Below are 15,872 nucleotides of genomic sequence, written 5' to 3'. Positions count from 1 at the left end.
CCGCGAAGAGGCCAGTACAGTTGATAGAAAATCAGCTGGTAATCAACCGCTCGCGCAGCTGAGCAATTTCATCGCGCAACTGCGCCGCCGCCTCGAACTCCAGATCGCGGGCAAACTGCATCATCTTCTCTTCCAGTTGCTTGATACGCTTGGTGATCTCGCCCGGTGTGCGCAGTTCGGCTTCATAACGGGCGCTCTCCTCAGCCGCCTTGGCCATGCCCTTGCGTTTCTTGCTGCGTGCGCCCGGGACGGTGGCACCTTCCATGATGTCGGTAATGTCTTTGACCACGCCCTTGGGCACAATGCCGTTGGCTTCGTTGAACGCGATTTGCTTCTCGCGGCGGCGCTCGGTTTCGTCTATCGCTCGCTGCATCGAGCCCGTGACGTTATCAGCGTAAAGGATTGCCCGGCCATTCAGGTTTCGCGCAGCACGCCCAATGGTCTGGATCAGTGAGCGCTCGGAACGCAGGAACCCTTCCTTGTCGGCATCGAGGATCGCCACCAGCGACACCTCCGGCATGTCCAGGCCCTCACGCAGCAGGTTGATACCGACCAGCACATCGAAAGTACCCAGCCGCAGGTCGCGGATGATTTCCACCCGCTCCACGGTGTCGATGTCCGAGTGCAGGTAGCGCACCCGCACGTCATGGTCGGCCAGGTAGTCGGTCAGGTCTTCGGCCATGCGCTTGGTCAGCGTGGTGGCCAGCACCCGCTCGCTCAGGGCCACACGCTTGCGGATTTCCGACAACAGGTCATCCACCTGGGTCAGTGCCGGGCGCACCTCGACCTGCGGGTCGACGAGGCCGGTCGGGCGCACCACCTGCTCCACCACGCGTCCGGCGTGCTCAGCCTCGTAGGGGCCAGGGGTAGCGGACACAAAGATGGTTTGCGGGCTGACGTCCTCCCATTCATCGAAACGCATGGGGCGGTTGTCCAGCGCCGAGGGCATACGGAAGCCATATTCGACCAGGGTTTCCTTGCGCGAGCGGTCGCCTTTGTACATGGCGCCGACCTGCGGCACACTCACGTGGGATTCGTCGATCACCAGCAGCGCATCCGGCGGCAGATAGTCGTACAAGGTGGGCGGCGGCGCGCCGGCCGGGCGGCCAGACAGGTAGCGCGAGTAGTTCTCGATGCCGTTGCAGTAGCCCAGCTCCAGGATCATCTCCAGGTCGAAGCGGGTGCGCTGCTCCAGACGCTGCGCCTCCACCAGCTTGTTGGCCTTGTGCAGGTACTCCAGGCGTTCTTTCAACTCTTCCTTGATACCCTCCACCGCCTCCAGCAGGGTTTCCCGCGGCGTGACGTAGTGGCTCTTGGGGTAGAAGGTAAAACGCGGCAGCTTGCGGAAGACCTCGCCGGTGAGCGGGTCAAAGGCGGCGATATTTTCCACCTCGTCATCGAACAGCTCGATACGGATGGCTTCAAGGTCCGATTCCGCCGGGAAAATGTCGATCACATCACCGCGCACGCGGAACGTGGCGCGGGCAAAGTCCATTTCGTTGCGGGTGTATTGCAGGTCCGCCAGACGGCGCAGCAATGCGCGCTGGTCGAGCTTGTCACCACGGTCTACGTGCAGGACCATTTTCAGGTAGGACTCGGGGCTACCCAAACCATAAATGCACGAAACAGTGGTCACGATGATCGCATCGCGCCGCTCCAGCAGCGCCTTGGTCGCCGACAGGCGCATCTGCTCGATATGGTCGTTGATCGAGGCGTCCTTCTCGATGAAGGTGTCCGAAGACGGCACATAGGCTTCCGGCTGGTAGTAGTCGTAGTAGGAAACGAAATACTCCACCGCATTGTTGGGGAAAAACGCCTTGAATTCGCCGTACAGCTGCGCGGCCAGGGTCTTGTTCGGCGCCAGCACCAAGGTCGGGCGCTGCACCTGCTGGATGACATTGGCAATGCTGAAGGTCTTGCCCGACCCGGTCACCCCGAGCAACGTCTGGTGCGACAGCCCCGCCTCGATGCCTTCGACCATCTGGCGAATGGCCTCGGGCTGGTCGCCGGCCGGCTGGAAACGGGTGACGAGCTGGAACTCGGACATGACGGACCTCGCGGTGCTGCAGCAACTGTAAATTTAGCCAGTAGTCTATACCCAAATGCGCCCGCCCGGGGGCTCTTTCAAGGCGTAGCTGTGAGCGCGTGTAACGGTGGACCCGGCAATTCGACCAATGGTCGAAAAATATTTGCGCAAATAGCCGGAAAAGCTGTGCCAGAGTGTCGCAGTGACCGGTCGGTATCACTATACTGACTCCCCGTTTGTGCACCGCTTCAGTGCATTCGGCTGGAGGGTGTACGTCCTATCACTCTCCAATCAGAGCCAAGGTAACAATGAGCCTGTTTTCCGCTGTCGAGCTGGCACCCCGCGACCCTATTCTGGGCCTCAACGAAGCATTCAACGCCGACCCACGTACCGACAAGGTCAACCTGGGCGTAGGCGTGTACTGCAATGAGGAAGGCCGCATTCCGCTGCTGCGCGCCGTGATCGAAGCCGAGACCCAGCGTGCCGCCCAGCACGCCTCGCGCGGCTACCTGCCGATCGACGGTATCGCCACCTACGACCAGGCTGTGCAAAAACTGATCTTCGGCGCCGAGTCGCCACTGCTGGCCGCTGGCCGCGTGGTTACCGTGCAGGCCGTCGGCGGTACCGGCGCACTGAAGATTGGCGCCGATTTCCTCAAGCGTATCTCGCCGAACGCCGTGGTTGCCATCAGCGACCCAAGCTGGGAAAACCACCGCGCCCTGTTCGAATCGGCCGGCTTCCCGGTGCAGAACTACCGCTATTACGACGCGCCGACCCACGACGTCAACCGCGCCGGCATGCTCGAAGACCTGAACAACCTGCCATCCGGCTCGATCGTGGTGCTGCACGCCTGCTGCCACAACCCGACCGGCGTCGACCTGAGCCTGGATGACTGGAAAAACGTCCTGGAAGTGGTCAAGGCCAAAGGCCACGTACCGTTCCTCGACATGGCCTACCAGGGCTTTGGTGACGGCATCGCCGAAGACGCCTTTGCCGTGCGCCTGTTCGCCGAGTCGGGCCTGGAGTTCTTCGTTTCCAGCTCGTTCTCCAAATCGTTCTCGCTGTACGGCGAGCGCGTGGGTGCACTGTCGATCGTCACCGCGTCCAAGGACGAGAGCACCCGCGTGCTGTCGCAGGTCAAGCGCGTGATCCGCACCACCTACTCCAACCCGCCAACCCACGGCGCCACCATCGTGGCCACCGTGCTGAACAGCGCCGAACTGCGCCAGATGTGGGAAACCGAACTGGCCGAAATGCGCGAGCGTATCCACGGCATGCGCAAGCAGATGGTTTCGCTGCTGGCCGAGTATGGCGCCAACCGCGATTTCAGCTTCGTTGGCCGTCAGGTTGGCATGTTCTCCTACTCGGGCCTGACCGTTGAACAGGTTGCCCGCCTGAAGAACGACTTTGGCATCTACGCCTTGGACACCGGCCGCATCGCAGTGGCCGCGCTGAACCAGAGCAACATCCACGTGGTCACCAAGGCTATCGTGGAAGTGCTGTAACTCATTGTTTTGCCAAGGGGTAGCTTGACATCCTGTTGGCAATCAGTAAGATACGCGCAGATTCCGCGATAGCTCAGTCGGTAGAGCAAATGACTGTTAATCATTGGGTCCCTGGTTCGAGTCCAGGTCGCGGAGCCAAACACTGAAAAGCCCCCGGTTGCGCAAGCAACCGGGGGCTTTTTTGTTGTTCGGCGGAAGTATGTCTCCGCCTGGTGGATCGAGCGCCGCCCGTGCGGCGCTCGATCTGCTGGGCGGCACAAAGCTCAAGACATGCGCCTTCCAGCCCCAGAGATCTCAGCTACTACGGCCAATCGGGTAGAACTCGCACTGGCTCCAGACACCCAACCACTCCTCGCCCTCGATCACACGCGGCACCGCCAGCTCCACCAGCTGGTAGAACACGTTGCGATGAATCAACGCTTCAAGGTTGCTGCGCATCAGCACATAGGGCGACGGTTCCTGCGTCACCGGGTCGATCACCACACGCAGCGGGCTGTCCGGCCCAGCATCCACCTGGTCCTCGACATTGCTGGTAAAGCGCAGCACCTGCTGTTCGCCCTCCCCCAGCACCTCCAGCGCCACCGCCACGAACGGCGCGTCATCCACGCGGATGCCAACCTTCTCTACCGGGGTAACCAAGAAGTAGTCATCGCCATCGCGGCGGATGATGGTGGAGAACAGCCGCACCATCGGTTTGCGCCCGATCGGCGTACCCAGGTAGTACCAGGTGCCATCGCGAGCGATCCGCATGTCGATGTCGCCGCAGAAGTCCGGGTTCCACAGATGCACCGGCGGCAATCCCTTGGCCTTGGGGATCTGCGCCAGAAGATCATTGGCCTTGCCGGAATCGCTCATCACGCCTGCCTCATTCGCTCATGCCCAGAAGGCTACGAGCGTACTCGCGCATCGGGGCGCCAAGCAAATCCTCGGGGGTATTGTCGTGGAACGTCAACAAACCGCCACGGCTCTTGATGCGTGCGGTATCGATCAGGTAGCGGGTATTGGTTTCGATCAGCATCATCTGCACCACGCCACTGTCCCAACCCAAGCGGTCGACCGCCTGTTCGTCATACCATTCGTCGCCATTGCCGATACGGTCGTCGGTACGGGCGAAGCGGGTGTACAACACGTAGTCCGCACCTACCGAACGCGCCTGGGCAACGGCTTCTTCCAGGCCCAGCGGGCCTTGGGCGCGGCGCACCAGCGGGAAATATTCGACGAAGCTCTTGAAGGCCTGCTCGGCCACCACGTTCTGCCGTGGCACCGGCCCCTTGCCTGGTGGCACGAACGCGCCTTGACCGATAAAGATGAACGAATCGGGCTGCAGACGGATCGACAGGGTGCGACGGGTATCACTGTGGTCCAGCAGACCGGCATCGCTCATGTGATAACGAACGCCCTCGCCCATATCGCTGACATTCATGCAACCGCCCAGCGCCATCAGCGCCAGCAGCAAGACCAGGCTACGCATCTTTCCTCCAGTGGCCGGTGACGAAAAACCGGCGAATAGCCGGCGGATGCAGCTTTTGCGCCAGCTTCAGCCGCCGATCACTTTCATCACCATCACATCCCCGGAAAACGCTTGCTCTTGCTTGTCAGCCAAGGCCTTGACCAGCAAGCGCTGCAGGGCCGGCAATGCCTGATGGCGTGGCTTATCCAGCAGATCGCCGACGAAGTGGCGATTGCTGGACGAAAGGCAGCCATGCAACCAGCCTGTCGAGGACAAGCGCAAACGCGAGCAGGTGCGGCAGAACGGCAGGCTTTCGTTGGCAATGACGCCGAAGTGCCCACGTCCTGGTATTTCATAACGCAAAGCCGTGGCATCCAATGGCGCATCGACCTGGGTATAGGTGTGCCTGCTGCCAATCAGCGAGAGCAGTAGGTCAAGGCCGACGAACTGTTGCAGGAAGGTATTACGGTCACGCGCCAGGTGGCCCATGCGCATGAGCTCTATGAAGCGAAGCTCAAAGCCGCGTTCAAGGCAGTAATCCAGTAGCGGCACTACCTGGTCGAGGTTCTGCCCGCGCATCGGCACCATGTTCACCTTGATGCGCATCCCCATCGCACTGGCCTGTTCCATGCCTGCCAGCACATTGGCCAGGTCACCACCCCGCGCAATGCGGCGGAAGGCTTGAGGGTCAAGGGTGTCGAGTGAAACATTCAGGCGGCGGATGCCAGCTGCCTGCAACTGAGGCAACTTGCGCGCCAACAGCTGGCCATTGGTGGTCAACGAAATATCATCGAGGCTTAGTTTGGCCACAGCGGCCAGAAAGGCATCCAGGCGTGGGCTGACCAGCGGCTCACCGCCCGTGATGCGCAGCCGCTCGATACCGGCCGCTTCGATCAAGTAGGCCACGCCACGGGCCAGGGCATCCGCCGACAATTCGTCCTGCGCCGCCACCAGACGCTTGCCGTCTGGTACGCAGTAGGTGCAGGCGTAATTGCAGGCAGCCGTCAGGCTGACGCGCAGGTTGCGGAAACGCCTGCCTTGACGATCGACAATCATGAATGACTCCGGCATGGATGATGAGGGCTGGCAAAACCTGACTCATAAATCAGGTTTTTGCAAGCCCCCGCTTCATACCGGGTACCAGCAGCGAACGAAGCTGCGCTTCAGTTCGAGGGTTCCGGGTCGCGCTTGCGCTTGTTACCCATGCGCACGCCAATGTCCATCAGGAACTGGAAGAAGCCTTCCTGATCCTCAAGCACATTGCTCCAGAACGGCGAGTGGTACAGCGCCACGGCGCCATGCACCAGTGCCCAGGCGGCGCAGTAGTGGAAATAGGGCGGTACGTCTTCAAGCTTGCCTTCGCTGATGCGGCCTTTGATCAACTGGGTCAGGCGGTCAAAGTTGGAGGCCCGAATGCTGTGCAGTTGCTCGACCATTTCCGGCACCTGATTGCCCTTGACCACCTTTTCTTCCAGGCGGTCGAACAGCCGGTAACGTTGCGGGTCGCGCATGCGGAACTCGAAGTAGGCACGCGACAGGGCTTCCTTGTCGCGGTCGACGTCGGCCGAGTGCAACAGCGCGTTCAGGTCACGCTCATAGTCGAGCATCAGGCGCAGGTAGATCTCCGCCTTGGACTTGAAGTGCTTGTAGATCGTGCCTTTGCCGATGCCCACGGCGTCGGCGATCATCTCGACGGTGACGCTGTCTTCACCCTGTTCGAGAAACAGCTTGAGCGCGGTGTCGAGGATTTCCTGTTCGCGACGGCGAAACTCACGGACCTTACGAGGTTCTTTCTGCATGGGAAGGACTGGATGACAATCGAAGCGGTTTATTATGCCTAACTTGCGGGAAATTGCACGGATCATCCAAGCATGTCTGTGTTTCACGATGCATATGGCCATGCGCTGCGGGAGGAATGGAACCTCGGCGTATTCCAAATCTGTTTAAAAAACGACCAATATGCACTGGCACTGCGCCAAACCTGACCAATACTTGAAGTGTTGGCGCGGCGCATCCCCCCCCAAGTGGCGCGCCGATAAAGGTGCTCAGGGACCGCGTACCTTTGTTTTACTCCTAATGGTCTTAACCCGGATTCCCCCCCCAGAACCCGGGTTTTTTTTGCGCACCCCGCAGGGTGGACTGGCCAGGGGATAAAGTTCGAGCGATCAGCGCACTCGCGCCAACGGGAACAACCGCTTGAAGTTCGCCGTGGTTTGCTCCGCCAGTTGCTCATAACTGGCCCCCCGCAACGAGGCCACATACTCCGCCACCTCGCGCACATACTGCGGCAAATTCGGCTTGCCCCGGTGCGGAATCGGCGCCAGGTACGGCGAATCGGTTTCCACCAGCAGCCGATCGACCGGCACCTGTCGCGCCACTTCGCGCAGGGCGTCGGCATTGCGGAACGTCACGATGCCAGACAGGGAAATGTAATACCCCAAATCCAGCGCCGCCCTGGCCATGTCCCAGTCTTCGGTAAAGCAATGCAGCACGCCGGCCTGTGGCAGGTTGGCCTCGCGTAACAACGCCAGGGTATCGGCGCGTGCCGCCCGGGTGTGTACGATCACCGGCTTTCCAGTCTGCCGCGAGGCTTCCAGGTGCAGGCGGAACGAGGCCTGCTGCAGTTCGGCAGCTTCGGGCTCATAGTGATAATCCAGCCCGGTTTCGCCAATCGCCACCACATGCGGGTGAGCCAGTTCGCGCAGCAGCCACTCCAGCGCAGGGGTTTCACCCGGCGCCAGGTCCAGCGGGTGCACACCTACCGAGCAATCAACATCGGCATATTGCTCGCTCAGGGCTTTCACCGCGCCGGCGTTCTCGGCACTGACACCGATACAGAGGAAGTGCCCCACCCCACGTTCACGTGCCGCCTGCAAGGCAGCATCGAGGGAGCCCTGATGGGCGCTCAGGTCAAGACGGTCGAGGTGGCAATGGGAATCTACGAGCATGGGATAACAGCACACATGAAAAATGGGAAGTCAGCGGGCGCCCGGCAATTGCAGCCAGTGAGCCAGCAGCGACTCTAGCAACAGGGCACGGTTGAGGTTGGCCTTGCCCAGCACCTTCTGGCGCTGCTCCAGGATCCACGCCTGCACCTCGAGCACCTTGGCCTGGCGGCTCTTCTGCGCCAGGTATTGCACCACCTTGCGCATATCGGCCAAGCCTAAACCTTCCTCGTCCTGGGTCAACTGGTAGCGCAGGATCAGGTGCGACCAATCGCAAAACCAGTCGAACAGCAACAACAATGGTACACCGTTCCAGGCATCGGCCAACTGACTGGGCGATTGCTGCTGTTTGAGCAGCTTCTTCACCCCGTCGGTAACCAGCGCACGCTGCTCTCGCACGCCTTGGGCCTGCAGGCTGACTGCCATCAATGGCGAACCGGCCGCCAACGTCAGCAGCTCGTCACGTTCGGCCTGGTCACTGTCGGGCAACGCTTCGGCCAGCCACGCCTGGCTCTGGGCCACGCCGGGCTGCGGGCAGGCGACCTGCTGACAGCGGCTCTTGATGGTGGGCAGCAGGCGGCTAGGCTGGTGCGTGACCAACAGCAACACGGTATCGCCAGAGGGCTCTTCAAGGCTTTTGAGCAGTGCGTTGGAGGCATTTACGTTCATCGCCTCCACCGGTTCGATCAAGACGACCTTGCGCCCGCCCAGCTGGGCCGTCTGCACCACGAAGGCTACCAGCTCGCGCACCTGGTCGACCTTGATCGGCTTATCGGCCTCTTCAGGTTCAAGGACGAAGTTGTCCGGGTGGCTACCCGCTTTGAGCAGCAGGCAAGACTTGCACCCACCGCAGGCGTTCAGCCCTTGAGGCTGCTGACACAGCAGACGGGCCATCAGCCGCTCTGCCAAAGCCCGTTTGCCGATACCCTGTGGCCCATGCAACAGATAGGCATGGGCGTGTTGGCTTCGGCCGGCCAGTTGCTGCCAGAGGGCCTGCTGCCAAGGGTAGGCCTCAGCCACGGCAACGCTCCACGATGCGGGGCAGCAGCACGTCAATGGCCCGCTGCACAGCCTCAAGGGATTGCGCGGCGTCCAGCAGGCTGTAACGCTGCGGCTCGCGCTGGGCGCGCTGCAGATACGCCTGGCGCACGGCTTCGAAGAAGGCCTGGCCTTCCTGCTCGAAACGGTCCAGGCGACCGCGGGCGGCGGCGCGGGCAAGGCCTACTTCGACCGGCAGGTCGAACACCAGGGTAAGGTCCGGGCGCAGGTCGCCCTGAACAAATTGCTCCAGGGCAGCGATACGCTCGACAGACAAGCCACGGCCACCCCCTTGATAGGCATAGGTGGCGTCTTGTTTTCGGTTTTCACCAAATGTAAACACGGTAGGGTTATAATCCTTTTCTGGAAACGTAAACGCCCTGCAAGCCATGAAATCCGGGGCCTAGGCGCCGAAAACAAGGAGTACCAAATGAGAACGATCATCGGCCTAGCTGCCCTGGCGCGGTCAGGAAAAGACACCGTGGCGTCGATGCTGCTGAGCTACCCGGGTGTAGCCGCCTATGCTCTCGCTGATCCGTTGAAGCTCGGTTGCCAGGCTCTGTTCGGTCTGAGCGAAGACGAAACCTGGTGCGACGACATCAAGGAACAAACGATCGAGCTGTGGGGCCGCTCGCCTAGAGAGTTCTTCCAAACGGTGGGTACCGAATGGATGCGCAATCATAACCCAGACCACTGGTTGATCCGAGCAGAACGCGAAATCAATCCACCTGTCGCCTCGTTGACCGGTGCGGCCAAAGCCACTCATTCAAAAGCTGAGGACACTCCGTTCACCCTCGCCGCCCAAGCCATCTTCGACTTGACGCTCGACCAACTGACCGACCCAGGACTGCTCGCCACCCAAGACATCACTTGGGGCCTGTCGCCTGCAGAAGCGATCGAACTGCTCAAAAGCCACACCTACGACCTGTACCCCGACTACGACACCCGACGCGCCCAACGCCCTGTCGAGCCTTTGAAGCCACGTAGCAAGATCCCTGCGGACGCCACGACGGTGATTTTCAAGGATATCCGCTTCGAAAACGAAGCTGCCTTTCTCCGTTCGCACAACGGCCAGATCTGGCACATCGTCCGCCCAAATCTCCAGAAGGTGAATGCGCACTCATCCGAGCATGGCATCGCCCGAGCCCTCGATGACCTGTTGATCACTAACGACGGTTCTCTGAGCGATTTGCAGACAGTCGTTCAAGAAGCGTGGCAACAATACAAAACCATCCAGCACAGCAACACCACTCAACATAGAAATACAACCAAAAAGAACAATAACAAAGAATAACAACAAGAATAAGAAGACTACCAATGACAGCCTTTGAGAACAAACCAAGCTCTCACATCGAAGCCAACCTAAACTCCTCGGAAATTGAACAAGCAGAGTTGGAGCCTATCGAGCCGCCGGCAACCTTCATTGACGATGGTCAATCTCTCCCTCGTGTCGTTGCATCAAATGACGTAGAGATTCCATGCCGGTACATGCTCAGCCCGCATTACGATGCAGACTCTGACCTGTGTCAGAAGCTGCACTTCATTTTTACCTACTACGCTCCAGACAGGGCGCATTCCAACGGCTACCTCTTGCGCTCCTCTATCGAGCACATGCTTGATTATATCAAGAAGCATAATGATCGAAACCCACCAGCGCTACACATCAATAAATATGTAGATATTACGAGTGAAGTCTTTCAGGGTTACATGAATTACCTGGATGACAATCAGATCCCGATGGCGACAGCTGAACGGTTCAAGACGGCGGTAAAAGTTACGGCTGAAGAGACGGGAAATATTCCACGACTCCTACTCCCAAGCGTTCCAATGCCTAGGAAGAAAGGCAGCCCTCCCCTTACTCCTGATGGTTTTGAAAGCTTTGAAAAAGCATTCCGCCAACACATGTTGACGCTCTATGCCAAGTTCAGGTTTCGGGAGGAAGTTGAAGCGGCCCTGCCCTACACAGCGACTGAGGTATTGGACACGGTAAAGCCTATGACAACAAAGGAAAGGCTTTTCGAATGGCAGTGCTTCATTGTCCGAAATGGAAAAGCTGAGCCGAGGCGGCCCGTCTATGCCGCGCGTTTCTTACGTTCTGATGACCCAGAGATCCGCGCCTTAGCCGAGGACAGATATTGCATTAACAAATTCAAACGCATTTATGAACGCGACAAGGATAGCTACACCCTTACTGGTACAGAAGATCCCTTCGATACCGGTGGCTTCGGGCGCTGGAATCTGGATTACGCACGTACAATCAAAACGTTCGTAGTGCATGGTTTTCCATTTTCGTACGACCCAGCCCTGCTATACAAGGAATATCGAAGAAGCTCGACAACTGTCGCTCCGTATGACAGCGATGATGTGATTAAAATGATCATCCATCGCATTACAACTGCAAATCGAGCGGACGGAAGATCCGATTCCGTACTGGGCATGGATGAAATGCTCAGCCTCTACTATCCGAACATTGTGGACATGACTGCCATCCTGATGTTCATGATGTTCCAAAGCGGCTGGAACAAAGAAACTGCTTTGGCAATTGACCAAAATGACTTCGAACACATTCTGACAGGTACGATCGAGGAAGCTATCAAAGTTGTATGGTCGGAGAAAAATCGCTCCCAAGGCGCTGGTAAACCGTTCGAGTCGCCAAAACGCATCAGCTTGCCAACTCGCAAAGGCGACCCGTTGAGCTTCTACACGCTGATTGAAATGGCAAAAGAGCTCTCCGCACCACTCGCCGACTATCCGTGGGATGTCATCCCCGCCCTGCAAACCGAAGAGCGGATGAACCCGATGTTTGCGTGCATTCGTCCGTGGGGCGAATGGGAAAAGGGTGGGCGTCATACCTCAATTGCTCACCCCAAGACGTTCCGTGTTGGCGTACAACAATTCTTGCGGCAGTACGAGGTCATCGACGATGGTAAAAGGCTGACATCAGCCTCTGAGCTGACCCGCCGCTTCCGGCCAACCTGGCTCCTGTACAAGAAGAAATTCAACCCCGTCGCCCTGCTCTCCCAGACCTTGGGCCATGCCGACCGGGAAACCACTGACATCTTCTACGACAACTCCAGTGCGGCGCACATGGAGCGGCTGAAGCGACTGCGCTCAGAGCTTGAAGAAGTTATCAAGCTGCTACGAACGCGACAATTTAAAGGTTTGCTGGGTAAGCAAGCGCAGGCTGACGCGAAGGCCAACCTCAAAGTCTTTCACATTCCCGGCAAAACCCAACCGCTGTGGAGCTGCGCCGACCAGATGAGGCCCGACTGGACAGGGTCTGAGATCATTGTGAGCACAGGCCGCAAGTGCTTCGCCATTCATGAATGCATCTTTTGCAGCCAGTTGCGTCTGTTTGCCGACTCTCTGCCTTACCTAATGGAACGGGAGGCCCATTTGTCCGAGCTCTTGAACGAGGAGAACGCAGATGGCTTCCGCTCACGCCTTGCCAAAGAAAGGGAGGTCATCCAGTACATCATCGACGAATGGGGGGACGAGGACGATGTGGAGGCCGCTGAGCGCTACCGCCGATACCACTCTCCGCTGCTACCACGCGACCTGAAAATGCTGGAAATCATCTTTGAGAGCGAGGCCCAAAATGTCTAATAACACCGAGCAATTTGACCTGCGTTACACCGAAGATGCCCACCAGCTTGCTGCTGCCAGCGAAACGACGCCTCATCGCTCTGAATCCTATCAGGCCACCCTTGATTTGCAGGAATCTAGCCAGGAGGAGAAGCAAAACCAGAAGCCAATCAAGAACAAACAAAAACCCAAGAACGAAGACAACCCAGAGGATGAACCAGAAGACGATGGCGAGCTCAGCGAAGAAGATCGCCTGCTACAAGAAGCTGAGGAGGACTCTGCCGAGTCGGAGCTGGAAGAAGTTGAAGGGCTAAGCGAGGAGCTCGACACTGCGGTTGCAGAGCCGTCCATCACGCTTGTCAAAAAACTGGAGCTTGCAAATGGAAATTTCCCTGTTTGCGAGGCTTCCAACTATACGGACGCTATCTGGCGCCTTCCCCACGGCCAGCATGCATTCCCTAACAATATTCGTTTCGACCGCAAGCTCCCTGGCTCCAATGATCTCAAGCGGGCATTGATCTATCACGTCGTTCCTGAATTTTCCCCCTTTAGCTACATTCGCTCAGCAGTTACCACAAAACAATGGGCTAATGAGTACAAGAACCTTGAGCAATACCTGTTCGAGCCGAACAAGATCACAGCGCGCCCCGAGCACATCCAGCTAGTTTCAACCCCGATGGTTCTGAAAGCGTTTGAGGCGGCCAAGAATCACGGATCGAAGAACCACTACTTCTCGCTGTTCAAAACAATCCGACTTTGGATCAACCTGTCCCAACACAAGCTGATACCAGAAGAACTGCGTCTCGACATCCAGCTAGAAGAAATCGACACCCCTGAACGCCGCAAAGAAGTGGTCAAAAGCCGCTTCCAGGGCACCATGGACGGCTGGGTGAGCTACTCGGAAGAGGATCTTGAGGCCCTGATGGACTACTCGATGTTCTGGCTCGAAGGTGTGATGCCCAAGCTCAAGGCGTTCAAGGACTACCTTGTAGACACTGAGGTGGCTTACCTGGCCGACCGCGTCTTGACGCGCTCCACTCGTCAGACCGAGATTGAAAGGTTGATGACCATCACGGTCGATGAAAAGACCGTGATGACACCGCAGATCCGTAATCATGTCAAAGATGGCATCCAACAATATTCATACACTTGGTTTGACGGCTATACCCGCGTGCTGGAGGGCATCCGCAACTCAATCTTCGTCTTGACTGCACTGATCACTGGAGCCCGGAAATCAGAGCTTGCGATCATGCACTTTGACGACCTCACCCAAGACGCAAACGGCGATTACTGGATGCGCATTGTGCGCTTCAAGACCGCCAAAAATCCGAAACATGGGGAAGAAGATCAGCTCCCGATCCCTAAGTTTCTGGGTGACATGATCCGGCAGTACCAAGACGTCCGCAGCATCGAACCCTTTAAAAGGGAAGGTTGGCTGTTCCAGGCCCAGCGCTCGGTTCGCGAGGTCAAAAAAGCGACCCCAGGTCTGATCAACTACATCATCCTTCAGTTGAAGGAAGCGCTCCCAATCGAGCGCCTGCACTGCCACCGCTTCCGCAAGACCATCGCCGAGATCCTGATCAACCGGGACGAACGCAACATCGACATCATCCGCGCACTGTTCGGGCACCACAGCTACGCCATGACGCTGCGCTACATCGCTCGCAACCCACTGATGGTGCGCACGGTGGCGATCGCGATCGAGCAGAGCTATACGCGGGAGTTCCACGAGATCGTTGCCGGCATTCGCCTTGGCGCGCACTCCGGCGACGCAGCCAAACGCATCTACAGCCAGATCTTCAAGCGTCCTGACGAGTTCGCCGGCAAGCAGTTCAAGCTGTCGCTGCTGAGCTACATCTCTCACATCCTGGCCAGCGGCGAACCCCTGTTCGTACGTCGTACTGCCGTCGGCACGTACTGCCTCACGGGCGAGCAGTTCACGATGGAAACCCTGCCGCCCTGCCTTCACGGGCGTAAGATCGAGGGTGACTTGATCATGCCAGATCCGAACAACTGCCAATTGGATTGCAAGAAAATCATTGTGCTCGAAACGGCCAAGCAAGCGTTGGTCGACAACGAAACCTTCTATAACCAGGTACTCCAGGCCGGTAATGGCAAGCTCGCCCACCACGTTGAGTATGAACTGCAGCGCCGGATTGCCTCCATTCAGGTGCACTTGGCCAACCTGAACGCGACTGGACATTCATCATCCCAGCTGATCGGGGTACAGCATGTCTAAAATCAAGAGCATCCCCGCCCAACCAACTCCGCCCCCCAGCGCAAGCGGAGTGCCCATAGGCGATTCTGTTGAACCATGGGTCGCCGACCGGCGCGCCCTGCTAGTCAAGCTGATTGTCGACCATTACCTGGCGGGCAATAAAGCCAAGCTCAAGTTAGTCAATCTGGCCAAGGATGCCGGCATTAGCCGGCAGGCGCTGGATCGCTACTACGGCGACCTCAAGCCCTACATAGCTGGCAGGCGTGACGTGGTTGAGTTAGTCGAGGGTACGCCACTGCGAGAGCAGGTCGAAACGCAGACCGCGATCAATGAAATTGAAGCCAAGTACGAGAAAAAGCTCGAAAAGCTGCAGGTCGCCCACGAAAGGGCATTGGACAAGGCCCTGAGCTCGCACATCACGTCCCTCATGAACAGCGATGTCGTGCTTCTCGAAGGCAACAAGATACGCAGCGCCCTGGAGAAACAGACCCTGCATAACGCCGAGTTGCTGAAGCAGATTAGCAGTCTGGAACTCAAATTAATGCAATCTGGAGGTCTCATTGCAGGCGCGACCGCGTTAGGAAGAACGCTGCCTGACCAAAACAAGCTCATATTCAATGTCGATATTGAAACTTTGAGCATGTCCTTCAAACGCAATGCAACGCTTGAGGCGTTCGAAACAGCCAAGTCCAACGAAATCCGCACCATTCGCGACAAAATTTCAAAATATCAAAATACTCCTGACGTACACGTAGTGATGTTTGCCGACCGATACATATCGCGGTTTAGCACCTTTGCCGAAAACTACACAAGCTTGCGCAACGAGCTCAGCATTATCGTGAGACTACCTCTATTCAGTCGCAGCGAATTTCAAAATTTCATTAAACAAATTCCCACCGAATTCAAGCGAAGCATCCACATACCCTACTCCGCCTCTGATAATGAGAAAAAAGCGCAGCGCACCTTTATTTATCAAAAATTCCAACTCCCCCCAACTGAAATCAAGGGCGCCGACACCGCGACGAACCCTAGCATTGAATGGGGCATCGACGAAGTTGTATTTTTTAAAATAAAGCAAGGCGACTGACCAAGGCCTAGAAGAGTA

The 15,872-nt window shown here is 57.8% G+C and carries 12 protein-coding genes, 1 tRNA gene and 1 pseudogene; 6 read left to right on the top strand and 8 right to left on the bottom strand.

The window, feature by feature from the left end; translation table 11 throughout:
• Positions 1–31: 31 nt before the first annotated feature.
• Positions 32–2,047 carry an excinuclease ABC subunit UvrB gene (gene uvrB, locus ACF8MI_RS01395; RefSeq protein WP_060498764.1) on the bottom strand — a complete coding sequence of 672 codons (2,016 nt, stop codon included), beginning with the start codon at positions 2,045–2,047 and terminating at the stop codon, positions 32–34.
• A gap of 287 nt (positions 2,048–2,334) precedes the next feature.
• Between uvrB and ACF8MI_RS01390 the strand changes: the two genes are divergently transcribed.
• Complete coding sequence (locus tag ACF8MI_RS01390) at positions 2,335–3,531, top strand: amino acid aminotransferase (RefSeq protein WP_016715151.1); 1,197 nt, start codon at positions 2,335–2,337, stop codon at positions 3,529–3,531.
• 62 nt (positions 3,532–3,593) lie between these two features.
• Positions 3,594–3,669: transfer RNA gene (locus tag ACF8MI_RS01385), tRNA-Asn, on the top strand.
• Positions 3,670–3,825: 156 nt separating this feature from the next.
• On the opposite strand, the gene ACF8MI_RS01380 is transcribed toward ACF8MI_RS01385, so the two are convergent.
• From ACF8MI_RS01380 to ACF8MI_RS01350, 7 genes and pseudogenes are all read right to left on the bottom strand, one after another.
• Positions 3,826–4,386 (bottom strand): DUF1285 domain-containing protein, encoded by a 561-nt coding sequence (locus ACF8MI_RS01380; protein ID WP_060498762.1) that lies wholly within the window; start codon positions 4,384–4,386, stop codon positions 3,826–3,828.
• 10 nt (positions 4,387–4,396) lie between these two features.
• On the bottom strand, positions 4,397–5,002 hold the full coding sequence (locus tag ACF8MI_RS01375) for a DUF4823 domain-containing protein (protein WP_019098587.1): 606 nt from the start codon (positions 5,000–5,002) through the stop codon (positions 4,397–4,399).
• 66 nt (positions 5,003–5,068) lie between these two features.
• A complete protein-coding gene (locus ACF8MI_RS01370; RefSeq protein ID WP_060498761.1) occupies positions 5,069–6,037 on the bottom strand; it encodes a GTP 3',8-cyclase MoaA in 969 nt (322 codons plus the stop codon).
• A gap of 107 nt (positions 6,038–6,144) precedes the next feature.
• Positions 6,145–6,780, bottom strand: a complete 636-nt coding sequence (locus tag ACF8MI_RS01365) for a TetR/AcrR family transcriptional regulator (RefSeq protein ID WP_003260720.1) — start codon at positions 6,778–6,780, stop codon at positions 6,145–6,147.
• 366 nt (positions 6,781–7,146) lie between these two features.
• Positions 7,147–7,929, bottom strand: coding sequence for a TatD family hydrolase (locus ACF8MI_RS01360; RefSeq protein ID WP_104835296.1), 783 nt, complete (start codon positions 7,927–7,929; stop codon positions 7,147–7,149).
• 30 nt (positions 7,930–7,959) lie between these two features.
• Entirely contained in the window at positions 7,960–8,946 is a 987-nt protein-coding gene (locus tag ACF8MI_RS01355; protein WP_104835297.1) for a DNA polymerase III subunit delta', read from the bottom strand.
• Positions 8,939–9,289: pseudogene (locus ACF8MI_RS01350) on the bottom strand (dTMP kinase); the annotation flags it as partial. The pseudogene ACF8MI_RS01350 and the gene ACF8MI_RS01355, both read right to left, overlap by 8 nt.
• 105 nt (positions 9,290–9,394) lie before the next feature.
• Between ACF8MI_RS01350 and ACF8MI_RS01345 the strand changes: the two are divergent.
• Genes ACF8MI_RS01345 through ACF8MI_RS01330 form a run of 4 tightly spaced genes read left to right on the top strand, consistent with a single transcriptional unit; the run spans position 9,395 to position 15,854 of the window.
• Positions 9,395–10,258: a deoxynucleotide monophosphate kinase gene (locus ACF8MI_RS01345; RefSeq protein WP_392517346.1), complete on the top strand. Its 864-nt coding sequence runs from the start codon at positions 9,395–9,397 to the stop codon at positions 10,256–10,258.
• 23 nt (positions 10,259–10,281) lie between these two features.
• A complete protein-coding gene (locus ACF8MI_RS01340) occupies positions 10,282–12,570 on the top strand; it encodes a hypothetical protein (RefSeq protein WP_392517345.1) in 2,289 nt (762 codons plus the stop codon).
• Positions 12,563–14,788, top strand: a complete 2,226-nt coding sequence (locus ACF8MI_RS01335; RefSeq protein ID WP_392517344.1) for a tyrosine-type recombinase/integrase — start codon at positions 12,563–12,565, stop codon at positions 14,786–14,788. Before ACF8MI_RS01340 ends, ACF8MI_RS01335 begins: the two co-directional genes overlap by 8 nt.
• Positions 14,781–15,854, top strand: a complete 1,074-nt coding sequence (locus tag ACF8MI_RS01330; RefSeq protein WP_392517343.1) for a hypothetical protein — start codon at positions 14,781–14,783, stop codon at positions 15,852–15,854. Before ACF8MI_RS01335 ends, ACF8MI_RS01330 begins: the two co-directional genes overlap by 8 nt.
• The last annotated feature ends 18 nt before the right edge of the window (positions 15,855–15,872 follow it).

The sequence above is a fragment of the Pseudomonas sp. yb_9 genome (assembly GCF_043103635.1).
In the GTDB taxonomy this organism is placed as follows: Bacteria; Pseudomonadota; Gammaproteobacteria; order Pseudomonadales; family Pseudomonadaceae; genus Aquipseudomonas; species Aquipseudomonas monteilii.
Note: the sequence above shows the minus strand (reverse complement) of the source record. Positions and strands in the feature narration are given on the sequence as shown.